Here is a 24,620-nt window from a genome sequence, read left to right as displayed (position 1 = left end):
CATTACTTTTGGGAGGACTTATGGACATTACCAGAACTCTGGCTGAACTGAAAAAAGACCCGGGTTTTGCCGAAAATGTCGGCATGACACTTATTCATAACGGTACAGTACGCGGTTGGTCTCGCAAAGACCGACGAGAAGTTAAAGCGATTCGTGTTCGTCATGATTACGATAAAATCGAAAGCATTCGTAAAGAGCTTGAACAGAGCGAAGGCATTTACCGCATTATTACCGAAGCGTATGAAGGTGACTTCACGCCCGGTGACGATGTAATGTACCTTATTGTTGCAGGCGACATTCGTGAAAACGTAAAAGCAACTCTTGCTGAACTGCTCGATAGAATCAAGTCCGAAGCAGTTACCAAAGAAGAAATTTTTGCCTAAGTAATAATCGGCATTTTTCTGTTTTTCACTAGTTCCGGACAGACTATGTTCAAGAAAATGACACTTTTTTCCGGATGCACTGTTTAATAGATAATTTTGCAAGATTTATTCCAATAAAAAAGAGCCTGCACACTCAATGCAGGCTCTTTTTTATTGGAACACTATTTCCGATCACAGGCTCGTCCTGATTGCGGACAATGAATGTTTAAAACACTCTTTAGTACAATCTCCAGCTCCACTGGATCCATTGATTCAAACTGCCGTAAATCCATAAATTTCCTTTGAAGACAAAAAACATCCAGCATACAGCGTAACGCTAACGGGTCATTTGGCAACAAGCCGCTACCTTCAACAGTTTCTGCATAACTACGCAGCAACACGCCGCCTGCATTTCTGCGCCACACTTCACCCCATATTTCAAGCTTATCCTTATCTTCAGAACGTATGAATGAGGCATTGTATAAAACACTTAGCGCGGTGTACTGAAGAGAATCAAGCAGATCAACCACATCACGTAGCGAACTATCTTTGAGCCTGCGAGCTGTAAACGAACGATGTTTCTGCCCTTCAAAATTGACAAACAGAAAATCTTTACCTGTGTAAAAGACTCTTCGAAGGTACAAATTGCCGTGCAATCGAATTTTATGGCAGTCATACGAATATTCAAGAAATTGCTTTGCATCTTCAAGCATCATCTTTTTGCGCTCAAGTAACATATCTACATGCGGAATAACACTGCTATCCAGCCTTCCTCTCTTCCGTTTAAGCTTTTCCATCGTGCGTTTCATCACACTTTGTACACTTTGGTAGACGGAACGCGTATACAATTTAGAATATGCTTCAGGAGCAAAATCCTTACTTGCTTCACGTCGGCATAGCGCCAGATGCATTTCACCAAGACGTTTCCCCAGTAGGGTAAACACCGTAACATCCGCTTCTGTCAACACCTCTGCACTATTTAACTCAGGACGTTCAAAAGCTATTTCGAACACATCACCATCAAGCTCTTCCGGTGTTTTTTCAATGGCACTATCTATCGCAAGTCTACCTTCATAGAATCGCGTAATGCTATCCACCACCATTTGGCGTAAATCAGATTCAGAATGCGTGTACTGACTATAAACACCTACATAATGCTCATCTCCACGTTCACAAACATACTTCACAGCACCAAAGTAACGCGGAACATTCGGGAATCCACATGTTACAGATAGATACTCAAGCATCTCTGCATCCGGGTTAATACCATCGCTTAACCTACGATACATACGGAAAAATAGATCATCACCACAAACAACGGCACTGGATTCCGGATAATCTTTCCACCAGCCAAAACAATCACGGAATACCGGAAGCCTACGCCTATCCTGAATCACAGAAAAAACACCATTCCTACCGGAAATAGTTTTCAACTGCTTATATAAATTGATAAACGACTCGCAACTCCGCCCTTCAATAAATCCTTCCACCAACGCAGCGGAATCCGCACCTTCGTTAAGTGTGCAGATAAGCTCAGGAGTTCGCGCTGTAATAATATCTGTTGCCGTTGTCCCTTCTACTCGACTTACAAACAACGTATACAATTCTGAAGGTTGTTGCATAAACTGCACAGACACAACAAGAAGCCATGACTGCTGTGTTTCTTTACCAAACGGCATTGCTTCCCGAATAGAAATATCCCGCAGGATAGTATTCGTCGTCAAAAGCTTATTACGGCGTATGAAATATGACGGAAGCACACTCTCCAGCCCGCTTCTAAATTCCTTATCAAACATATTCACAGTCGATGCCGTAATATCTGGAACCACTTCGGAGCGTGCCACCTCTTCTGCAACATTACGATGCAACGTAAACATGAAATATCCGTGAGGGTTAAGCGTCAAGTCATACATCGCAGTTCGAACCATAGGGAATTTGGTATGCGACATAAGCTCAATTGGTTCGCACCCTTCATAGCCGACCAGATCAAGTGAAGCAGCTTGCGGGAAACGCGACAGGTTGCAGACAATTAAAATATTTTCTTCACCGTAGGTGCGGATAAAAGCCAACACCCTATGGTTATCCGGCATAAGAAAAGACACATCGCCCCGCGCAAAAGCAGAATATTTTTTACGCATGGCAATCATACCCTTCAGCCACCAGAACAACGACGACTTGTTCCCCTGCGCTGTCTCCACATTCACAGCCTCATAGTGATACTCAGGATCAATAATTACCGGCAGGTATAAACTCTGTGGATTGGATCGAGAAAAACCCGCATTCCTATCGGCGCTCCACTGCATAGGCGTACGAACCCCGTCACGGTCACCGAGGTAATAGTTATCGCCCATAGAAATTTCGTCACCGTAATACAGCACCGGAGTTCCCGGCATGGAAAACAACAGTACGTTCATCAGCTCAATCTTGCGCCTATCGTTGCCAAGCAACGGAGCAAGCCTGCGCCTGATCCCTAAATTGATTCGGCTTTTAGGGTCGCGTGCGTACATCCTGTACATGTAATCCCGCTCTTCATCCGTCACCATTTCAAGCGTCAGTTCGTCATGGTTACGCAAAAAAATTGCCCACTGTGCATTCTCCGGAATTTCTGGAGTTTGTTCCAAAATATCAATAATCGGGTATCTGTCTTCCATCTCAAGAGCCATAAACATGCGCGGCATTAAAGGAAAATGGAACGACATATGGCATGCATCACCATCACCAAAATATTCCGCAGCATCTTCCGGCCACTGGTTTGCCTCTGCAAGCAACATCCGGTCTTTATATCGAGTCTCAAGGCGTGCGCGCAGCTTTTTCAAAAAGGTAAAAGTTTTCGGTAAATTCTCGCAGTTCGTGCCCTCTTCTTCATATAGATACGGCACAGCATCCAGCCGTACACCATCAACACCAAGCTTGAACCAAAAATCAAACACTTTGAAGACGGCCTTATGCACCTGCGGATTTTCATAATTCAAATCAGGCTGATGATGGTAAAATCGGTGCCAATAGTACGCATTGGCAAGCGGGTCCCAGCTCCAGTTGGAAGGCTCAAAGTCCTTAAAAATGATGCGGGCATCCTCATACTTTTCCGGCGACTCGTTCCACACATAAAAATCTCTATGTGAAGATCCGGCAGGCGCAAGGCGTGCACGTTTGAACCATTCATGCTGGTCGGAAGTATGGTTCAACACCAACTCGATAATAATCCGCAAGCCACGCTTATGCGCCTCACGAATAAGTTTTTTTACGTCCTGAATCGTCCCATAGTCGGGATTAACATTCATATAATCCTGAATGTCATACCCATCATCCCGCAATGGTGACGGAAAGAACGGTAACAACCATACAGCAGTAACGCCAAGATCCTGCAAATAATCTAACTTTTCAATAACGCCTAAAATATCCCCTTTACCGCTCCCTGTGGAGTCGTAAAACGATTTAATATGCAATTCATAAATGATCGCATCTTTATACCATGTGGCAGTATTGGAATCTGAGTTTGTTTTTTTCGGCATACAACTTCCTGAGAGTTAGGTGTCGTGATCATCTAACCATAACAAGGTCTCACGAAGGTTGAAATGCGATTATTTTGCCACGGGTTTGTTTTATAGCCGGTGATGCCTCCGGCGGCGCTTGCCTGCGGGGCTTTAAGAACCTTCTTGAAAAAAGGTTCTTAAAAATCTCCAAAAACTTTTATTACACGAAAAAGCCCGTAGATATATTTTTTACACGGCTCAATTTCACTAACTTGAATAACAAAAAGGGCTGTCCTTCATATGAAGGACAGCCCTTTTTCATTTTACGAAAGACTGTGGAGTATAGCCGTGTAATTACAAAAACAACGGGCTAACCTCGCAAATAAAAGTTTTTGGAGAGTCCAGAGAAGCCTTTTTACAAAAAGGTTCTCTGGCCGCCGGAGGCAAAAAAAAACATCGCAGACGCCTTAGCCTAAGGCATCCTTAGAATGCGCCAAGACCTTTAAGCAATACGATAAACACGAGGATTGGTGTAATCCACTTTACGAGGAAGAACCACACCTTGAGGATACCTTCGTTAGAAAGAGTACCGTTGTTGGTAAGACATTCTTTAGAACGTTCCCAGCCCCATACCCAACCTACGAACAGGCAGATAAATGCGCCGCCAGCAGGAAGCAGAATATTTGAACTAAGGAAATCGTACATATCAAAAAAGTTCTTACCGAAGATTGTCACGTCTGCAAGAGTGCTGAATGACAACGTTGCCGGTACACCGCACAGTCCAATACCAACTGCAACGATGATTGTTGCAACTTTACGGGAACAGGACGGGATAGTTTCGATAAGGAATGCCACTGGAACTTCGAACAGGGAACACATAGCACCAATGGTTGCTACGGATGTAAGCACGAAGAACATGGTCATGAAAATCTGTCCACCAGGGAGCGCGCTGAATACTGCTGGCATAGTCATAAAGAGCAGGCCCGGACCAGCTGTTGGAGCAAGACCGTAGTTGAATACGGCAGGGAAAATAGCGATACCTGCAAGCATTGATACAGTAAGGTCAGCGAGCATAACGCGCATGGTGGTTTTAGGGATATCTGCTTCATCAAGGAAGTAGCTACCGTAAGTCATCATAGTACCCATGCCGAGGGAAAGCTTAAAGAAAGCAAGACCCATAGCATTAAGTACTACTGCGACTGTTACCTTAGAAAAGTCTGGAGCAAACAGGAACGCAAGACCTTCGCCTGCTTTTGGCAGCATAAGGGAGCGCACGCAGATAGCGCAGAGCATAAGGAACAGAACAGGCATCAGGATTTTAGTTGTTTTTTCAATACCCTTTGACACACCCGCGATAAGGATAAGTGCAACAAGAGCAAGAACAAACCACTGCCATGCTAAAGAACCGATTGGGTCAGATACCATGGAACCGAATGCAGCTTCACCAACGGCTTTATCAAGCCCGTTAAGCTGACCGGATGCAGCCTTAACTACAAAAGCAAAAACCCAGCCTGCTACATCTGTGTAGAAAGCCATAATACAGAAAGCAGCAAGTACGCCGCCACAGCCCACAAGGAACCAAGGGGAACTAGGCGCAAGCTTGTGCCATGTACCAATTGCGTTTTGGCGAGCCTTACGACCAAGCATAATTTCGCCAATCATTACAGGAAGGCCAACTACAAGAGTGGCAAGCAAATATACGATAAGGAACGCGGCACCGCCGCCTTCACCTGTCATGTACGGGAATTTCCAAATATTACCCAGGCCAACTGCCGAGCCTAAAGTCGCAGTGAGCACACCAAGAGCAGTGGCGAACCCATCGCGATTATTCACAGGAGACGTCATTTTCCACCTCAACGAGTTTAACAGTTTTGTTATTTGTCGCCCCGTTGTAGTGTGCAACGGCGATGCATTCAAGTCTTTTTAGTCACATTTACCATTCCAATTTGTCATACCCTACCGCGACAGTCAGTAAATACGGAAATACTTTCTGTATTTTCAAATAATAGCGCAACCAATTACTAGCGTTTACCGTTGTAACCCATTTATTGTCTTTATTATAGATACAACCTAACTGTTGTAGATACGAAATAGTCGCTGAAAAAAAACATTTTTCCCTTTATTTTTCGTCTTTGAACAAAAATGACAAACTAACGTACGTGTTTCTGCAGTTTTATAATTTGACAATAAAGACAAAAAAAAAGAGAGCTCTTTCACAGATGTGAAAAAGCTCTCTAATATGACCCCGGATTGACCGTTACCGGTGAAACCTTGCAAAATCCTTTAATTAAAGGATATGGCAGCCGCCGCCAGGAGCAACTCAATCCCCTTTGGTGACAACGGCAAGGTGCCTGCATTTGATAGTATTGATTCTGCCTACGTGTCAGCGGCTCACGAATCATCCAGGAAATTCTATTATTTCGCGCGGGCACGAGCCTCGTCGCGTATTTCTTCTTTTGCATTTGGCCAAAGCCATTCAGCCCAGCCCATTGGTGTTTCTCGCGTTGGAGTAACAGTAAGGATACGTTCTTCTTTGTTGTCCTTACCTATAGTTACTACACTCACTTCAATTGGAACGCCAGCTTTTTTTGCTTTTGGAGAGTAAGAAGCCGCCCATGCTGCTGCATCAGCGATTGTCTCTTCTGTCCACGGAGCACCTTCAAACTGACGACCGATGGAGATAGGGCCCGGATAGTCAACAACCTTAAAAACTATGTCTGTATCCAACTTTATCTCAAGAAGCAGCTCATTGTCTATCTGGTTTCGACCAACAGACATCCAGTGCGTTCCAGACCAATACTGACGTCCTACGTTGGCGAGCTTAAAGTCTGCCACAGAAGGTGTCGGAGAAAATTTGAGCACAGGCCAGTAGCGTCTGGCATTCTCACGTTCAGTAAGATTACAGCCGCCACCAGGTGAAGGAACTTCAGTGAACTCGTAATGTTCAGCAAGCTTAAGCTGCTCTTTACGTCCGCGTCCAAAAAGACCTAACAGTTTATCGCGCTGCACCAGTCCAGACTCTTCCATTGGGGTCGGGTCCTGACATAATGCACACAAAGGGCGAAGCAGTACGGATTGCACGTCTGCATCGCGCTTAATAACATTAAGAGTGTCTCTACGCTGCGACATCGGGCGCTGCCCGATAACCTCACCGGAGATAATAAACTTTGCGCCGAAACTTTCCATCAACTCATGTGCTTTTCTGAGCATCAGGATTTTACAGTCAACACATGGGTTCAGAGTTTTACCAAACCCATGTACAGGGCGTTCCACCATCATACGTACGTACTCTTCCGACACATCAACTGCGTCGATTTCCATATCGTATATTTCTTCCCAGTGGGGCACCAAGTCCGGTTTACCAAAAAATGGAGTTACAAAATGTAACCCTTTTACCCTAAGCCCCTGATCCTGTATTACTTTTACAGCGAGCAGAGAATCCAGTCCGCCGGACAGTAATGCCACGGCGTCATATTGCTTCGTTACCTTTTCCATGCACGCCAAATAAGACCCATTACGTATAAAAGCAAGACTAGTTTTACCCTCCAAACCCTATTCGTCTGATTTCATGAATAAAGATTTTCGGACACATATTTTTTTGATACTCTTGATTTGTACAATGTACATAATCAACGTTGTACTTTTTGGAGATTGCCCCTGACTCAGCGATTTGCTATTCACGATGAGCGCTCCCAAAACAACACTTCCCGCACGGAGATAAAAAAAATGGCTACTAAATCCGCAATGAGTCCGGATGATATGCGTCGTGAGGCTCTTACCACGGCTATGAGCACTATTCAGCGAAAATACGGACAGGGTTCCGTAATGAGACTGGATGACGATGCACATGTCGCAATCCCTATTATCCCATCCGGCTCCATTACACTGGATATCGCACTGGGCATCGGTGGTATTCCGAAAGGCCGTGTTACAGAAATTTTTGGCCCTGAATCCTCCGGTAAAACTACCCTTGCACTGCATGCCATTGCACAATGCCAGAAGCAGGGCGGAACTGCGGCATTTATTGATGCAGAACACGCACTTGACCCGACATACGCTCGCCGCCTTGGTGTAGACACTGAAGCGCTGCTTATCTCCCAGCCGGATTACGGCGAGCAGGCTCTTGATATTGCCGACATGCTTGTTCGTTCCGGTGCTGTCGATATTATTGTTATCGACTCCGTTGCTGCGCTTATTCCGCAGTCAGAACTGGAAGGCAACATGGGCGAAACACAGGTCGGCAGTCAGGCTCGACTTATGTCTCATGCCCTGCGTAAACTTACCGGTACAATCCATAAGTCCAATGTATGTGTAATGTTCATCAACCAGATCCGTATGAAGATTAACACAATGGGCTACGGTAACCCGGAAACTACAACTGGTGGTAACGCACTTAAATTCTACTCTTCTATCCGTATTGATGTACGCCGCATTCAGTCTCTTAAGGATAAAGAAGAAGTGTTCGGTAACCGCACACGCGTTAAAATTGTTAAAAACAAAGTTGCACCACCATTCCGTGAAGCTTTATTCGACATTTTGTACGGAACAGGCATATCCCGTACTGGTGAATTGATCGATCTTGGTGTAGAACACGGTATAGTAGATAAAAGTGGTGCCTGGTATGCGTACGGCTCTGAACGTTTAGGTCAGGGTAAAGAAAATGTTCGAGCTTTCTTGAACGACAATGACGCAATCAGAGATCAGATTGAAAAGAAATTACTTATACATTTGGGCGTAATTGAGGAAGATAATGGAGAAGCAAAGCCGGAACCGGCTCCTGCTTCTAAAAAATCTTCCAAAAAATAACATCGCTTCTCATATTTGAGAATAAAGTACGCCGCCCTGACTACAGGGCGGCGTTTCTTTTAACAATAAGCCGTTAATGTTTTTCCAAGGGAGACAACGCTGTGATTACCGCAAACGAAATTCGGGAGAAGTTTCTCAAATTCTTCGAGGACAAGGGACATAAAATTGTGTCTTCTTCGGCCCTCATTCCTGCCGACGACCCCACTCTGCTCTTCACCAACGCAGGTATGGTTCAGTTTAAAAAAACATTCCTCGGTCAGGAAAAACGAGCGTATGTACGTGCCACCACTTCCCAGAAGTGTCTGCGCGTAGGCGGCAAACACAACGACCTTGAAAACGTAGGCCGTACTGCACGCCACCACACATTTTTTGAAATGCTCGGCAACTTTAGCTTTGGCGATTACTTCAAAAGAGATGCTATCCGCTTTGCATGGGAATTTCTTACTGTAGAGCTTGGTCTTCCTACAGATAAGCTTTTCATCACCATCTACAGCGATGATGATGAAGCTAAAGAAATCTGGATGACCGAAGCAGGCGTGCCTGAAGAAAAAATTTTCCGTCTCGGCGAAAAGGATAACTTCTGGTCTATGGGTGACACCGGTCCTTGTGGTCCGTGTACAGAAATCCATATAGATCAGGGCGAACACATGACCTGTGGTCCTGACTGTGGCATTGGCAAATGTGATTGCGACCGTTTCCTTGAAATCTGGAACCTCGTATTCATGCAGTTCAATCAGGATGAACAAGGCGTTCGCACACCACTTCCTAAGCCAAACATCGATACCGGCATGGGTCTTGAGCGTATTGCAGCGGTTTGTCAGGGTGTAAACTCAAACTATGACACCGACCTTTTCCTCGAGTTCATCAACTTTATTGCTGATCTTGCAGATGTTACCTACAAAAAAGACGGCGACGACGTGGACACTGCTCTTCGCGTTATCGCTGATCATAGCCGCGCTATTGCTTTCATGATCAGCGACGGCATCCTTCCTTCCAACGAAGGCCGCGGATACGTTCTGCGCCGCCTTATCCGTCGTGCATACCGTTTCGGTCGCCTGATGGGTCTCTCCGGCTGCTACATCCACAAGTCTGTTGCTAAAGTTGTTGAAGTTATGGGTCCTCAGTACCCAGAACTTTGCGACAACGCAGAATTCATGGATCGCGTCGTAATTATGGAAGAAGAAGGCTTCAACAAAACTTTGGATAAAGGTCTTGCTCTTCTGGAAGACGAACTCCTTGCTGTTGAAAATACACCGAAAAAAGAACTCAAAGGCGAAACAGTATTTAAACTGTACGACACCTTTGGTTTCCCTATCGACATCATCAATGACATCGCTGAAAAACGCGGTATCTCTGTTGACGAAGAAGGCTTCACAGCTTTCATGGCACAGCAGAAACAGCGTGCTAAAGCTGCTTGGAAAGGCGCTGCTGGCGACACACTTGCTGCACGCTTCCAGTCTCTTCTTGAAGAAGGCACACGCAGCGAATTTGTTGGCTACAACAGCCTCGGCACCGAGAGCCGTATCGCAGTACTCATGGATGAAAAAGCAGAAAATGTTGAGTCCCTTGCTGTCGGCCAAAAAGGCTACCTTGTAACCAGCAAGACTCCATTCTACGGCGAATCCGGCGGTCAGTCCGGTGACCATGGCGTCATCACTGCTGATTCCGGCAATGCTACCGTGCTTGATACTATGAAACCAAATGCAGAACTTACCGTTCATCACATTGAAGTTTCTGAAGGCAGCATCCGCAACGAACAGGCTGTGAACATGCAGGTTAGCGAAGAAGTTCGTCTCGCTTCTGCACGTAACCACACTTGTACTCACCTACTCCACGCAGCTCTTCGCCGCGTACTTGGTGATCATGTTAAGCAGTCCGGCTCACTGGTAACTCCAGACCGCCTGCGTTTCGACTTCACCCACATTTCCGCACTTACTCCAGAAGAAATCAAAGCGATTGAGCTGGATGTAAACACAGCGATCATGGCGAACATTCCGCTTGATGTTGCTGAAATGGAATACGATAAAGCAGTTGAGAAAGGCGCAATGGCTCTCTTCGGTGAAAAATACACTGATAAGGTTCGTGTTGTTGCTATCGCCGACAACTCTGTTGAACTTTGCGGTGGTACTCACCTTTCTGCTACAGGTCAGGCCGGCTCTTTCTTCATTCTTTCCGATGGCGGCGTTGCTGCCGGTATCCGTCGTATTGAAGCAGCAACGGGCTTTAACGCACTCAACCTCTCCCTTGCCAACCGCGAAGAGCTGCAGTCAATTGCCGGTCTCGTTAAGGGCAAATCTGGCGATGTTGCTAACCGCGTTAAAGTCTTGCAGCAAGAAAATCGTTCCCTGCGTAAAGACATGGAAAAGCTTGCAGCGAAAGCAGCTTCCAGTCAGGGCGGCGATCTCATGTCAAACGTAACTGACATCGACGGTGTAAAAGTTCTCGCAGCACGCGTTGACGTTCCTAACGTGAAAGCACTGCGCGACATTATGGACGATCTTCGTTCTAAACTTGGTTCCGGTATCGCTTGTCTTGCGACTGCAGACACTGAAGGTAAAGTTACCCTTCTCGTAGCGGTTACTAAAGACCTCAATGACAAGTTCAAAGCTGGTCAGCTTATCGGTCAGATTGCCGGTGAAGTTGGCGGTAAAGGCGGCGGACGTCCTGATATGGCACAGGCTGGCGGTAACAATGCAGATGGTATCAACGCTGCATTCGAAAAACTTAAAGCCCTCGTAAAAGGCTAACCAGCTCTATCCCGTAAAGTCAAAGCCCATGCACGAAAGTGTATGGGCTTTTTTATTGAGACATCATGTGAATTTAAGCATGTCGTAATAACGCAAAAAAGGCTTGAGATAATCTCAAGCCCTTTTTCCATATGTGCTGTGCCAGTTTACTAATCTACAAAACGTTTGCACCACCATTCTGGTGATCAATCGAAAATAGCCATGTCCCGTCTTCTTGACGTTCCAATACTTCTATTCCGCTGCTCACAACCTCTTCAGTCTTTCCATCAGGGGTTTTGTACACTGAGCTGTATTTTGATCTAAAAAGTACTGTGTCTTCAGATTCAACCTGATACACAGTTTCAATCTGGAGTGTTTCCACCATGTCTACCATTATGGAAAACACTCTACGGATACTGCTTTGTCCGCTGACTTCTAATTTGCCATCACGCAGTACCATTACTGCATCATCTGTATACATTGCGCATAGTTGATCTATATTCTTTTCATTTATCGCCTTTACAAACATCTCATGTGCCATATCCGGATCTGTAATCTTTTCCAAAGGAATCGTCTCTTGTTCAGCAAAAGCACCTACAGGTAGAAACATACACATAATCAGGAAGCCGATTAGTTTTTTCATACACTCTCCATACTCAATTATTACGCGTAACTATCTTTAGATTTCTATTCGATAGTACACACTCCCCCTATAAGTAGCAGCGGGCAATTATTTCATACGGCTTATCACACCATTTAATAAAAAAGGCTCGCAACTAATGTTGCGAGCCTTTAACTTACGGTATGTAAAGAGAACTATGAAGCGTTGTATATTTCTTCATCAAGTTCATTTTCGGTGCGTGATACAAGAACCGCGGTCATTGCGTCACCAGAGATATTAACAGTTGTACGCGCCATATCAAGGACACGGTCAATACCGGCAATGAGAGCGATACCTTCCATTGGAAGGCCTACAGAGGAAAGAATAAGGGAAAGCATAATAAGACCAGCACCAGGCACACCGGCTGTACCGATTGAAGCAAGGGTACCTGTAAGCATGATGGTCACAATATTACCCATGGTAAGATCAATATTGTATGCCTGCGCAATAAAGAGTGCGCATACGCCCTGATAAATCGCTGTGCCATCCATGTTGATGGTAGCACCAAGCGGAAGAACAAAGCTAGAAATAGAAGGAGAAACGCCGAGGTTCTTTTCTGCACAGCGGATAGTAGCAGGAAGAGTACCCGCACTGGAAGCTGTAGAGAATGCAACCATAAGGGCATCAAGAATACCACGGAAGAACTTCACAGGGTTCAGACGGCCAATTACCGTTACGTAACTACCGTATGTGAAGAGAACATGGACAATTGCGCCCACGTACATTGCACAGATAATTTTTGCCAGAGGCAGCAGCGCATCAATACCGTACTGACCAACTACTTTAGCGATAAGAGCAGCAACACCGTATGGTGCGCATGCCATAACAATAGACGTCATGGAGTACATTACTTCTGCAAGAGATCCGAAGAAGTTCTTTACAGGAGTACCCTTTTCACCAGCAAAGTTGATAGAAAGGCCAATGAAAATTGCAAATACAATGATCTGCAAAATGTTACCTTTTACCATTGCATCAATCGGGTTCTTAGGAATAAGGCCGGTTAATGTGTTGGTAAGGGAAGGAGCTTCTTTGGTTACCTGTTCACCGGCAGCGGCAAGGTTCATACCCGCGCCCGGCTGGAGCAGTTCACCGATAATGAGACCGATAGAAATCGCAACCAGTGTAGTGGTAAGGTAAATGCCGATAGTTTTAAGGCTGATGCGACCAAGTTTTTTCACATCGTCCATGCTGGTCATACCAGTTACGAGGGATGCAAAAACCAAAGGCACGATAAGCATTTTAATCGCATTAATAAACAGGGTTCCAACAGGAGTAATGTAAGGAACAACAGCCGGTACAAACGCACCAATAACCACACCTACGACCATACCGATGAGGATTTGAGTCCACAATTTCATTAAAGATCTCCTTTACTTGCCGGATGCAACAGCATCAAACAAAATTTATTCAAAACAGCAGCCACCGGATTTGCAGTGACTAATGGCAGCACAACCTGCACCCTCCTCTCTGAAAATGCAGCTTGCTCGTCACAACCGGTGTTTAGACACCTACGCGTATGCGTTACGCATTTAGTCGGGTGTTCTCCGAGCAAATATCTATGGGATATTTATTAAAAATATCTTTACTTACTGTCACTCAAGCAACAAAAAAGGCAGACTTATGACTGCCGTTACGTGACCTGATGTAGACAAAAAATTATAGTGCTAACGCTAAAAGCTTAGGGTGAATAGCGCACCTTTGCTTTTTCGTCAAATCTGAAAAAAATCCACTATTACAAATAAGTAACGAATACTTTCTCTCTCAAATATTAGTTTGAAAATCATAGTAAAAAATATTTTTTGACATTTTCGTCATGCAAGACAACCCGTATATATAGAAAAATTTTCTATCTTTTCTGCACGGTACAAGAAAAACCCCTGCACAAAATTTTTGTACAGAGGCTTCATCTAACAACAGTAAATTTTTACCATTTATGTAAAAAACACAAGAGGCATTTCTTCTCATTCATCATTCAAGCCAGCTTTAAAAACTTGGAACAAAAATTTTATTTTAAATATATTTTGTTTACACAAAAACTGGACTGCCATCTCTATATGTTTCTACAAGGTGCTTTTTTGACTACAAATTTTGTGTTTAATGCTCTCGCCTTCAATAATAAAAACAACAGCTTCACCAATATTTGTAGAAAGGTCACCTACTCGTTCCAAACTGCGAGAGGATAAAATTGCAGCGACAGCTCGCTTAACAGCAGGAGATTCATAGCCCATATAGTTCACGAGCTCTTTGATCACTTCCACATCAAGCTCGTCGCACTCTTCATCCATGCGGCACACCTCACGGGCAAGCATGGAGTCCCCTTCCCGCAAAGCAATAATAGATGTTTTCAGCATATCCAGAGCTACGGAACAAAGTTCTTCCAAATTTGCTTCGAAAGGTAATGCAGGTCTGGATGAAAGATATTTAGCCTGTCGTGCGATGTTCACAGCCTGATCCCCGATTCGCTCAAGGTTCACTGCCACACGCATCATTCCTACAATGGAACGCAGATCAATCGCAACAGGGGTATCCAATGCAAGCAGGCGCAAGGACATATCGTCCACTTCGCATTCTATTTCATCAATAAGTCTATCTTCTTTGATGACACGCTCTGCCAGATCTACATCCCGTTGTAAAAGTGCCACGGTGGCAAATTCAACAGCGTTTTGTGCTCGTGCAGCCATTTCCAGTAATTTAGCTCGTAAAGCATCCAGCTTTACATGAAACTGAGTCTCCATGTATTTTCTCCAAAAAAGTTGTCGTGGGCATTTCGGCGACTAAATGGTGATTGCGAAAACGCTAACCAAATCTGCCGGTAATGTAATCTTCTGTCTGCTTCTGCGAAGGTCTTGTAAACAGTATCTCAGTTTCACCATGCTCAATAAGCTTGCCCATGTAGAAAAAGGCTGTGTTATCGGAAACACGGGCTGCCTGCTGCATACTATGCGTTACAATAATGATGGTGTACTGTTTCTTAAGCTCAAAAATAAGCTCTTCAATCTTCTGCGTAGCAATTGGATCGAGTGCAGATGCAGGCTCGTCCATAAGAAGCACTTCTGGCTCAACGGCCAACGCACGAGCGATACAAAGGCGCTGCTGCTGTCCCCCCGAGAGTCCTAAAGCGGATGTCTCAAGGCGATCTTTTACTTCATCCCACAGGGCAGCATTTTTAAGACTTTCCTCAACTTTTGCAGCAATAAATGAAGGATCCTTAATGCCGTTTACCCGCAGACCGTAAGCAACATTCTCAAAAATAGTTTTCGGGAACGGATTCGGTTTTTGAAAAACCATCCCGACACGGCGGCGCAGCTCTACAACATCAAGCTTCGGGGTATTAATATTGGTACCATCAAGAACAATCTCACCTTCCACCCGCGCCACAGGAATAAGGTCATTCATTCGGTTTAAACAGCGTAAAAAGGTAGATTTACCACAACCGGAAGGGCCGATTAGCGATGTCACCTGATTCTGTGCAAACTCAAGGTTAATATCTTCCAATGCCTGAAAATCACCGTAGTAGAAATTCAGCCCCTTGGCATACATCTTCATATTGATTTACTCCACCATTGCTACAATCATTCTGCTGTGCTGTATGCTCAGCAAAAAGCTATTCTTTGAATCTGTATCCGACACCACGCATGGTTTCGATATACTTTGCGTAGTCCCCGATTTTTTGGCGTAGTCTACGCACATGTGTGTCTACTGTGCGTGCATAGCCTTCAAATTCGTATCCCCATACGGTATTCAACAGCTGGTCGCGTGTACGAACACGGCCTTTATTCTTAAGCAATTCTGCGAGTAGTTTAAATTCTGTTGCTGTCAGCAGCACTTCTTCATTATCGATAAGAACTTTATACGCATCCATATCTACAACAAGGCCATCCATTTTAAGGCTTGTTGCTTTGGAAGCCGGTTCTGGCGGCGCATTACGTTTAAGCACGGCACGCACACGCAAAACAAGTTCCCGTGGGCTAAACGGCTTTACTACATAATCATCTGCACCGAGTTCCAACCCGACGACACGATCCACTTCTTCACCACGTGCGGTGAGCATGATTACCGGAATAGATTCAGTCTCTGTATTACGCTTGAGCACTTTACAGATATCCAGTCCGCTCATGGAAGGCAGCATAATATCCAGAATCACAACATCCGGAGTTTCTGCCACGGCTGCATCCAGCCCTTCCTGACCATCTGAGCGCGTAATGACATCAAATCCTGCTGCTTCAAACGTAAACGTGAGCAGCTGTCTAATATCTTCATCATCTTCTACAAGCAAAATAGTATTAGCCATCTGTTTCCTCCGACTCGCATGACGGTTACATCAGTAATTCGTTACAACCTAAGGGAGACATGGTTACATCAATATGACAAAATGAAGTATTTATTAACAATGGTTCGGAATCATACCTTTTTTGTTTCAAAAAAACAAAAAAGGTCGGAATCATACGATTCCGACCTTTTTTGCATTGCTAAAACGCATTGCAGTAATCAAAGGGAAATGCCAGCCATAAGGCCAGTCTCTTCCATTCTAATGTGAATAAGGCGGCTAATCCAAGCATCAGTAGCAGCATATACTATCTGCTGATGAGTTAGCTCTTTGTTCGCCCAATTGGAGCATTGCGCTCCTTTTGAAATCCTGAATTCCAACAAGTTTGCAGCAAGATTGCGCAATCCGTGGGTTTCAAGACCAATGTGACGGGCGATCTCTCCCAAGTCAACCACACCTCTGTCTCTGAACGGGGACAGCTTCTGTAAATCTTTAATGTCGTCTCTGACGGCTACTCCGGTTTTCAGAATAGAGTTGTCGGCAAGTAACGAAATAAGAGGTTCACTAAAAGGCACCCAGTTCAGCTGGATGAGGAAGACAACATCCGAGCACGCTAATTGAACCAGAGAAGGAAGATTTATTTTGCCTTTTCTAAAGGTAGGTCTCGTTTCGGTATCAAAACCGAGCAAGTCCTCCTCTCGCATGCGATCTACAGCGTACTGCAGTTCACCTTCTGTGCGGATAAGACAGATGTCGCCATCATATCTTCGCAAAGGCAACGCGTTGATCTCTTCTTTGGTAATTTTGCGCTTATATTGTTCTGGATCATACTTCATAGTCATATTTAGTGGACTGTAAGAATACATAACCACAGTGGTCTCGTAAAGCCCTTTGGCTGAATACGGTCGACTATCTACATTCTGGCCACACCTAAGAAGATTGCATGCAAAGATGTAACTAGCACTACAAATATATGAGTAAACTTTGGTGAAGCAAAACCGAGGAATCGAACTTCAGCCGCTCCATGCTTACACACTGCGGTACAATCACGACATAGCGAACAGGAAAATGCAGGAGAACCTGCTTCTAACCGCTCAGGAGTAATGGCATTATAACGGCATACAGCAACACACGCATTACACTTGGTACATGCATCTGAAAAACGCAGACGCCATGGACTTATCTTTCCAAGCAGGTTTGACATGACACCTAAAGGGCAAAACGCACTGCAATGCACCATCATCTTCATCCGGCGGCTCACAAAAAGCATTATCGCAACACCGACCAGTCCAAAAATTGCTGCAGCCCATACCGCAACCAGAACCGGCACACCCGCTAAGCCCATGCCCAATGCAGCAGCAAAAACTACAACAGCAAGAACAATACGAACCTTAGGAGCCCACGTTGGCAAGCGCCCTGTTTTTCCTTTGTACACACGACTCATTCTGTCATCCCATGCGCCGATGTAGCATAAATGGCTACACCATGCCGCACCCACAAGCAGTACAGAAACCGAAAAAAGGATGAGCATAAAAAAACCACTGCCTCTATACAACGGCCCTGCAACAATAAGGGCAGGTATCGGAAGATGCAATGAACCAGTCATAAGAAACGTTGTAAAACCAAGCAATCCGAGCGCAAGTTGGCCAAAGAAAATAAAGGAGAAAAACGCCCATGCATACGAACGTGCCTTACGCTGCGTACGCTTGTCCAAGAGTAAGCCGCACAGCCATGCTGCATAAACGGCTATAATAAAAATTTCGATAACCCCGCTTCCGGGAACGAACCGATCAGCAATGAGTAACGTCATATTCTTAGGCATTGCACGACAAAGCCAAAGCCCACCGCTCGCAAGAATAAAAACAGCTGCCTGACTTATAGCTGTTGTCCTGCCTTTGAAAAAGCGAACTGCCGCTTTTTCTGTGCTGAGAATCCATGCTCCGAACAAACTAAAAGCACAGACACTCCCCATAATCGCTACGAGTCTTACCCACGGTTGTCCCACCGCCATGCGGATCTGAACAAACTCTATTCCAGACTGCACCCACAAAAAAGATCCCGCAAACAATACTACGGAGCACACAATACGCGCCCAGCCAAGTCTGGTGAAACACAACCCAGCCATAGCAACAATCGATAACGCAAGGCCCATGTTACCGAACCGCAAAAAGTGTGCAGCCAGAATTATAAAACCCAATACAGGTACAGCCAACCAGCCAGCACGTAGCGGAGAAACAGAAGAGACTTCACAGGAAGCATCTCCTGTCGGATCACACTTTTTTTGCGGTGTCGTCATTCGTTATCCTTTGCAGCGAACGGTGTTAGCAAACTCCAACCGCTGCAGTAATGCGTCATAATTTTCTTCAACAAGAGTACCGAAACGCAGTTTTGGACGATACTGCTCCATGTAATAAAATACACTTTTAACGACAATAGCGAGCACCTGTTCTTCACAGAAAATACCGTCCAGTTCAGATGCAAGGCGCGGGTGTCTGCCAAGCTTTCCGCCAAGAACAACTCGATACCCGTCTTCAGAAGCACGGATAGCGCGTTCCGGACATTTTTCCATACACATACCGCATTTCATACACTGCTCATGGTCAAAGACGGGCTCGCCTTTGTCATACGAGATAGCTTTGTCCGGACAAATACGTCCACACAGTCCACAATGGGAACACATGTCAGGAATAAGTTCCGGTCGCTTGGCGCGAATAATACCTATATCGGCAATATGTGGACGTGAACATCCGTTGGGACATGCAGCCACAGAAATTTTGAGTGTATGATGGTGCAACAATGGGCCGCGAATCTGCGTACGCAAGAAACCATCCCATCCTGTTTGCTCTACAACCTTACGTATAGCGGCTGGAAATGCTTCGTTGGCATCCATAGCAAATCGACAGTTACCGCCTAAGATACCGCGACAGGCGGTAATTTCTACTGATTCTACAGCTGGTTTAGACATAAAAACTCCATACATAAAAGGACTGCCCCAACTCAATGCCTCCATCACACAACAGCACACGTTGATCGGATAGATTTATTACGATGGCTCTACCAAGAGAGCTATTGTAATAAACCAAAGCATCAGGTTGAAGCAGTAGAATAATAATAAAAAAACGGCACAAGATTGCTGTGACGTACATCACACACTTGTGCCGTTGTTCGGGTATAATCAAGCGCTTATCGAGAAACTATCCTGATAATGAATAGTACTCAAGCCTTTTACTTCTACTTACCGATGCAGAAACTCTCAAAAATTTTATTCAAAATTTCATTCGGTGTCGTTTCGCCTGTTATTTCAGACAAAATGGAACACGCTGTTTCCAGACGTACACCAAGTAAGTCATATGGAATCTGCATGGCATGATCTTCAAGCAACCCTTCAAGCTCTGTGACTGACTGCTCAAGAGCGTGGCTCTGACGAAGGTTGGGAACCAAATCGCCTGCTTCCGGCTCCTTAGCATCACCATTACGGCTCAGAATATTACTTCGAATTGCTTTAACAAGCATATCGAGCCCATCACCATGTTTGGCAGAAATTTGTACGATGGAACAGTCTTCAGTCTCAATATCTTGCGACTCGTCAACCAAGTCTACTTTGTTCCATACGAGAAGAATTTTCTCTGCACCGACAGATGCGATGAGTTCTCTTTCGTGCGGACCAAGGCCGCGGGTTGCATCAACAACGAGTAGAACGAGGTCAGCCTGTGAGGAAAGGTCACGACTAAGGCGAACGCCCTCCTGTTCTACAATGTCACCAGTCTCGCGAAGTCCTGCGGTATCAACAAGTCGAATAGGCAAACCGTCGAATGTAAGATGCTCTTCCAAAAAATCGCGCGTTGTGCCCGGGATTTCTGTAACAATCGCACGTTTACGACCAAGCAAGCCGTTCATGAGGCTGGATTTACCAGCATTAACCTGACCTGCGAGTACAACAAGAGCACCGTCGCGCCAGCAACGTGCACGAGTGAAGTTACCGAGCAATATGCGGATAGCTTCCAGTACAAAAGAAATATCGTTTTTGAATTCCTGTGGATCAAGACATTCCAAATCTTCTTCTGGAAAATCCACAGCAACACACAGCTTCATACGAACAAGTTCAAGGCGGGCACGTAATTCCACAATACGCTGCCCAAGCAAGCCATCAAGTTTTGCCTGTGCAAGGCGGACACCTTCACGAGCCGGAGCTGCAATCATCTCCGCAATGGCTTCAACCTGAGTTAAATCCATACGCCCGTTCAAAAATGCACGCTTGGAAAATTCGCCACAGTCCGCCGGACGTGCACCAAGTGCAAAGATTGCCTCAAGTACGCTACTTAAAATTGCCGGTCCACCATGACAGTGGATTTCTGAACACTCTTCACCGGTAAACGTTTTTGTTCCCGGCATATGCACGACCAGTACATCATCCAAATCTTCGCCTTTAGCATCTAAAATGTGCCCATGATGGAGCACCCAAGGGCGAAAGTCTGTAAAACTTGTATTGGAAGAGCGGAACAGTTTGCGAAGAATAGTACCGGCTTCAACACCGCTTATGCGGATAATGCCAATACCACCCTGCCCCATTGCTGTGGCAATCGCTGCAATTGTATCGTTCTGGGTCATGACTGTGTCCTAAAATATTTTCAAAGAGAGTAACACAAAAAAGAGGAGCCGAGGGCTCCTCTTTTTCAATACTGTATCGTCAAAAACGCTATTTGCGTTTACGACCGATGATAACACGCTTGAGCGGGCCATCACCTTTACTGCGGGTCTGGATTTCGTCATCCTCTTGTAAAACAAGGTGAACCACGCGGCGATGATAAGAACTAAGTGGACGAGTAGACTGCGGTTTGCCCATAGTTTTAGCTTTTTCAGCTAAATGAAGAGCAATGTCGCGCAATTTTTCATCCTGACGTTCCCGGTAATCACCAGTATCCAGTTGTACTCGCACTGCAACACCGAACATCTTAGCGACAATACGGTTTGCAAGGTACTGGAACGAAGCAAGTGTCTGGCCTTCACGGCCAATCAGGAGCCCTGAGTTGTCGCCACTTGAGATGGAAGCTTTAACGCGTCCGTCTTCAATACGGGCTTCAACCGGAGTCTCACCGATTACAGGAGTAATAAGGCGGTTTACTACTTCTGTTACTACCTTCAACAGCTCAGTCTGATCGAGCTCGTCAAGGTTTGCTTCAGGAATCGGATCAGCTTTAACCGGTTCAATAACAGGTGCCGGTCTAGCCGGACGCTGCTGTCTTGGAGCCGGTGCATTATCCTGTCTAGGAGAATGCTCTTTCTGAGGACGACGACGCTGGCCATTACGACCGCGCTGCTGCCCTTCCCTGTTCTCTTCGCTTGCCTCTTGTTTCTTACGAGCAGGTTTTACACCTTGAGGCTTTTCGGAAGGCTTCTGGGTCGGTTTTTGACCTCGGTTGCCTTCAGGCTTGGAGCGCTGGGGGCGTCCACGTTCCTGTTTTGGTTTTGCAGTCTGAGCTTCTTCAGAAGAGGCTACAGGCTTTTCTTTAGGTTTTTGTTGTCTAACAGGCTGAGGTTTTTCAGAACGTTTATTAGGACGTTCCTGCCGTTGTTTCGGCCTCTCAGTCTTCCGCTCGGTTTCTGGCTCCGCCGTAACCGATGCGGTACTTTTCTTAGAGCGTCGGGAAGTCTCTGATGGGGCAGACAGTGCCTGCGAATCAAATTGAACCTGCATTCTGCGGGCTCTGATTCTAGCTTTCTTCGCCCCAACTAGACCAAAAATACCGGTCTTCGCGTCATTAATGAGGTCAATTTCCAGTTTTTCCCGAGGACTATTGAAGTAGCTACACGCTTCCTCGATAGCGCTGTCAAGGGTCTTACCCTTGAACTCTTTGTATCCATCCATGCATACACCTCAGAAGGTAATCGCGTTTGAAAAACAGAGGCGTTACGCCTTACGTAGCATGAGCCACTGCTGGAAGATGGAAAGCACGTTGTTTACAAGCCAATACACTACGAGCCCGGAAGGGAAGTTTAAGAACATAAACGTAAAGACTACAGGCATGATGAGCATCATCTTACGCTGAGTCGGGTCACCGGTGCTCGGGCTGAGCAGCTGCTGAAGCAGCATTGTTGCACCCATCACGATAGGAGTGATGTAATATGGGTCTGGTGCAGACAAGTCAGAAAGCCAAGGCATGTTTGTGAACGGCAAGAAATCAATAAATGAAGCATGACGCAACTGAATTGCGTTAAGCAACGCCTGATACAGGCCGAAGAATACTGGAATCTGGATAACCATTGGCAGACAGCCACCTACAGGGTTTACCTTGTAAGTTTTGTACAATGCCATAACTTCCGCATTCTGTTTTTCGCGATCATCTGCATATTTTTCGCGAATTTTCTGCATCATTGGCTGGAGTTTTTTCATAGACTCCATAGATTTATAGCTCTTACGAGATAATGGCCAGAATGCAATCTTGATAAGAATAGTAAGCAGGATAATTGCTATACCGTAGTTGCCCACATACTGCTCAAAGAAGTTAATCATTTTGAGCATTGGCACTGCAAGAACAGTAAAGAAACCGTAGTCTTCAGCTGCACTCAAAACATTAGGAGCAACAGCAAGATACTTGGTAATCTTAGGGCCAAAGTAATAGGTAGCAGTCTCAGTTGACATGCTGCCCGGAGCAATTCCAATATTATCTTTTTCAAGTGCAAGTCTGTACACGCCGCTCTGGTATTTAGCTTTCAGAGCAAGGTCAGCACTTTTAGGTGCAATGGCAGCAATAAAGTAGTTGCTTTCCACGCCTGCCCACATCATAGGCAGGGTACTGCTGATGCCTTGACCGAGATCATCGATATCTTCTTCAGTATCAAGACCTTCGGTGTCAGTAAACCATGCAACACGCGTTTTATTGTACGGGTTGTCAATGTCGGCCATACTGTCGGTATCAAGAGTGTAATCTAATCGAACATTACGCGGGTTAGTACCCACGTTAATGATATTAGTCTTTTCTGTAATAGTGTAGGTGTCTGCTGTAAATGAGAATTCTCTCTCAATACGCAAACCATCTACTTCACCAACAAACACAAGCATGCCACCCTTACCATTTTCAATGGTAAGATCAGAGCCTTTTAAGCTCCAAGCTGCTTTTTCCCAAGTGCGGTCGCCATCAATGAGGAGGCCAAGAGGAGCAAAAGCAGAAGCAGGTTTGCCGATGAGATCAACATTTGGAGAATCGGGGGTGTTTTCAGCTTTGTAGTTCTTAAGAACAAAGCTCTGCAGCACACCGCCGTTAGAGTGAAATGTTGCGGTGTAAAGGGGAGTATCAACAGTAACAGTGCGTCCGCTTTCAGCAGTGAAAGCAGGCAAATCTGGTGCTGGTGTGTTTTGTGCTGGCTGAACCTTAGCAAGGGAGTTGGAATCTACATTGGTAGTTCCTTCTACCGCGGTCTGCTGAACAGGCTGCGGTAGCCATCCCATGTACTCGGCAAGATAGTTCCACCCTACGGTGATAACAAGGCAGAGTACAACGGTAATTATGACTCGGTTTTTATCCATGGGCCCTCAATAGCTCCTATGCATCGGGATTATTTTCTTTGGAAGGCGGGACGGGATCGTGCCCCCCTGCAGACCAGGGGTTACAACGCAAAATGCGCCATCCGGCGAGAGCTGATCCCTTCAAAAAGCCGTGGCGCATCACGGCCTGCGCTGCATACTCTGAACACGATGGAACAAAGCGACAGGCAGGCGGAAAAAGAGGCGAAATACAGAGCTGGTAAAATCGTATAGGCGCTACCAGCAGCGTGCGGAAGGTTTTCTTCATTACGCTTCGTTTTCCCCAACCTGAGCGGACCTTTCACGCAATTTGTGAATGATCGGTAAAATTTCCTGTGTGACAAATTTTAGGTCAACACGCTCAGGATCTAATCGGCGTTTTGGCACAACAACTAAATCAATGCCGTTCGGTATTTCCCGCTGATTCAGTCGAAAAAACTCACGCAACACACGTTTTACGCGGTTACGTTGTACTGCCGATCCTGTTTTCTTCGTTACAGCCAACCCCACTCGCCATAAGGCGAGGGGTTCTTCCTTTTCTAAAACAAACAGAACGAAATTTTTAGAAAAGTATCGGCGACCATCATCGTAACATTTAACGAAGTCTGGCCGCCGGGTCAGCCGATGTGTTCTTGGGAACGTTAGGCAGATAATTTCGCACGACCTTTAGCGCGTCTGCGACGAAGGATCGCACGACCACTAACGGTTTTGAGGCGAGCACGAAAACCGTGGGTTCTTTTGCGTTTGATTTTGCTAGGCTGGTAAGTTCTCTTCATGAGATGACTCCTTTAAAAAAATGAACG

Annotated in this window: 20 protein-coding genes; 3 read left to right on the top strand and 17 right to left on the bottom strand. The window is 45.5% G+C overall.

Annotated elements, in window-relative coordinates; genetic code table 11:
- Positions 1-20: 20 nt before the first annotated feature.
- A complete protein-coding gene (locus tag ACZ5V1_RS02675) occupies positions 21-383 on the top strand; it encodes a molybdenum cofactor biosynthesis protein MoaE (protein ID WP_464390489.1) in 363 nt (120 codons plus the stop codon).
- 161 nt (positions 384-544) lie between these two features.
- Here the strand turns inward: ACZ5V1_RS02675 and treS are convergent, their stop codons facing one another.
- The 3 genes from treS to ACZ5V1_RS02660 form a co-directional block, all read right to left on the bottom strand.
- Positions 545-3,874 carry a maltose alpha-D-glucosyltransferase gene (treS, locus tag ACZ5V1_RS02670; protein WP_464390488.1) on the bottom strand — a complete coding sequence of 1,110 codons (3,330 nt, stop codon included), beginning with the start codon at positions 3,872-3,874 and terminating at the stop codon, positions 545-547.
- Between the two features lie 444 nt (positions 3,875-4,318).
- On the bottom strand, positions 4,319-5,680 hold the full coding sequence (locus ACZ5V1_RS02665) for a sodium-dependent transporter (protein ID WP_464390487.1): 1,362 nt from the start codon (positions 5,678-5,680) through the stop codon (positions 4,319-4,321).
- Between the two features lie 570 nt (positions 5,681-6,250).
- Entirely contained in the window at positions 6,251-7,330 is a 1,080-nt protein-coding gene (locus ACZ5V1_RS02660; RefSeq protein ID WP_464390486.1) for a tRNA(5-methylaminomethyl-2-thiouridylate) methyltransferase, read from the bottom strand.
- 231 nt (positions 7,331-7,561) lie between these two features.
- Between ACZ5V1_RS02660 and recA the strand changes: the two genes are divergently transcribed.
- Together recA and alaS are read left to right on the top strand one after the other, a co-directional pair.
- On the top strand, positions 7,562-8,641 hold the full coding sequence (gene recA, locus ACZ5V1_RS02655; protein ID WP_464390485.1) for a recombinase RecA: 1,080 nt from the start codon (positions 7,562-7,564) through the stop codon (positions 8,639-8,641).
- 101 nt (positions 8,642-8,742) lie between these two features.
- On the top strand, positions 8,743-11,388 hold the full coding sequence (gene alaS, locus ACZ5V1_RS02650) for an alanine--tRNA ligase (protein WP_464390484.1): 2,646 nt from the start codon (positions 8,743-8,745) through the stop codon (positions 11,386-11,388).
- A gap of 154 nt (positions 11,389-11,542) precedes the next feature.
- On the opposite strand, the gene ACZ5V1_RS02645 is transcribed toward alaS, so the two are convergent.
- The 14 genes from ACZ5V1_RS02645 to rpmH form a co-directional block, all read right to left on the bottom strand.
- Positions 11,543-12,010 carry a YybH family protein gene (locus ACZ5V1_RS02645; protein ID WP_160716946.1) on the bottom strand — a complete coding sequence of 156 codons (468 nt, stop codon included), beginning with the start codon at positions 12,008-12,010 and terminating at the stop codon, positions 11,543-11,545.
- Positions 12,011-12,183: 173 nt separating this feature from the next.
- Positions 12,184-13,386 carry a dicarboxylate/amino acid:cation symporter gene (locus ACZ5V1_RS02640; protein WP_464390483.1) on the bottom strand — a complete coding sequence of 401 codons (1,203 nt, stop codon included), beginning with the start codon at positions 13,384-13,386 and terminating at the stop codon, positions 12,184-12,186.
- 702 nt (positions 13,387-14,088) lie between these two features.
- The gene (gene phoU, locus ACZ5V1_RS02635) at positions 14,089-14,763 is read right to left on the bottom strand and encodes a phosphate signaling complex protein PhoU (protein ID WP_464390482.1); all 675 of its coding nucleotides are present in this window, start codon (positions 14,761-14,763) and stop codon (positions 14,089-14,091) included.
- A 61-nt stretch (positions 14,764-14,824) separates the two neighbouring features.
- Positions 14,825-15,574, bottom strand: coding sequence for a phosphate ABC transporter ATP-binding protein PstB (pstB, locus tag ACZ5V1_RS02630; RefSeq protein WP_464390481.1), 750 nt, complete (start codon positions 15,572-15,574; stop codon positions 14,825-14,827).
- Between the two features lie 58 nt (positions 15,575-15,632).
- Entirely contained in the window at positions 15,633-16,319 is a 687-nt protein-coding gene (locus ACZ5V1_RS02625; RefSeq protein WP_464390480.1) for a response regulator, read from the bottom strand.
- 197 nt (positions 16,320-16,516) lie between these two features.
- Entirely contained in the window at positions 16,517-17,131 is a 615-nt protein-coding gene (locus ACZ5V1_RS02620) for a 3'-5' exonuclease (RefSeq protein WP_160717092.1), read from the bottom strand.
- A gap of 77 nt (positions 17,132-17,208) precedes the next feature.
- The gene (locus ACZ5V1_RS02615; RefSeq protein WP_464390479.1) at positions 17,209-18,591 is read right to left on the bottom strand and encodes a 4Fe-4S binding protein; all 1,383 of its coding nucleotides are present in this window, start codon (positions 18,589-18,591) and stop codon (positions 17,209-17,211) included.
- A gap of 3 nt (positions 18,592-18,594) precedes the next feature.
- Entirely contained in the window at positions 18,595-19,260 is a 666-nt protein-coding gene (locus tag ACZ5V1_RS02610; RefSeq protein WP_464390478.1) for a 4Fe-4S binding protein, read from the bottom strand.
- A 266-nt stretch (positions 19,261-19,526) separates the two neighbouring features.
- Positions 19,527-20,903 carry a tRNA uridine-5-carboxymethylaminomethyl(34) synthesis GTPase MnmE gene (mnmE, locus tag ACZ5V1_RS02605; protein ID WP_464390477.1) on the bottom strand — a complete coding sequence of 459 codons (1,377 nt, stop codon included), beginning with the start codon at positions 20,901-20,903 and terminating at the stop codon, positions 19,527-19,529.
- An 88-nt stretch (positions 20,904-20,991) separates the two neighbouring features.
- Positions 20,992-22,161 (bottom strand): Jag family protein, encoded by a 1,170-nt coding sequence (locus ACZ5V1_RS02600; protein ID WP_464390476.1) that lies wholly within the window; start codon positions 22,159-22,161, stop codon positions 20,992-20,994.
- 42 nt (positions 22,162-22,203) lie between these two features.
- Entirely contained in the window at positions 22,204-23,820 is a 1,617-nt protein-coding gene (gene yidC, locus ACZ5V1_RS02595; RefSeq protein WP_464390475.1) for a membrane protein insertase YidC, read from the bottom strand.
- 16 nt (positions 23,821-23,836) lie between these two features.
- Positions 23,837-24,085, bottom strand: coding sequence for a membrane protein insertion efficiency factor YidD (gene yidD, locus ACZ5V1_RS02590; protein WP_464390474.1), 249 nt, complete (start codon positions 24,083-24,085; stop codon positions 23,837-23,839).
- Positions 24,085-24,438, bottom strand: coding sequence for a ribonuclease P protein component (gene rnpA / locus ACZ5V1_RS02585; RefSeq protein ID WP_464391599.1), 354 nt, complete (start codon positions 24,436-24,438; stop codon positions 24,085-24,087). The genes yidD and rnpA overlap by 1 nt, the downstream gene beginning before the upstream one ends.
- 20 nt (positions 24,439-24,458) lie before the next feature.
- The gene (gene rpmH, locus ACZ5V1_RS02580) at positions 24,459-24,593 is read right to left on the bottom strand and encodes a 50S ribosomal protein L34 (RefSeq protein WP_464385682.1); all 135 of its coding nucleotides are present in this window, start codon (positions 24,591-24,593) and stop codon (positions 24,459-24,461) included.
- Between the last annotated feature and the right edge of the window lie 27 nt (positions 24,594-24,620).

The organism is Halodesulfovibrio oceani subsp. galateae (assembly GCF_055397225.1).
The sequence above is the reverse complement of the archived record's forward strand: the minus strand, read 5'-3'. Positions and strand labels throughout refer to the sequence as shown.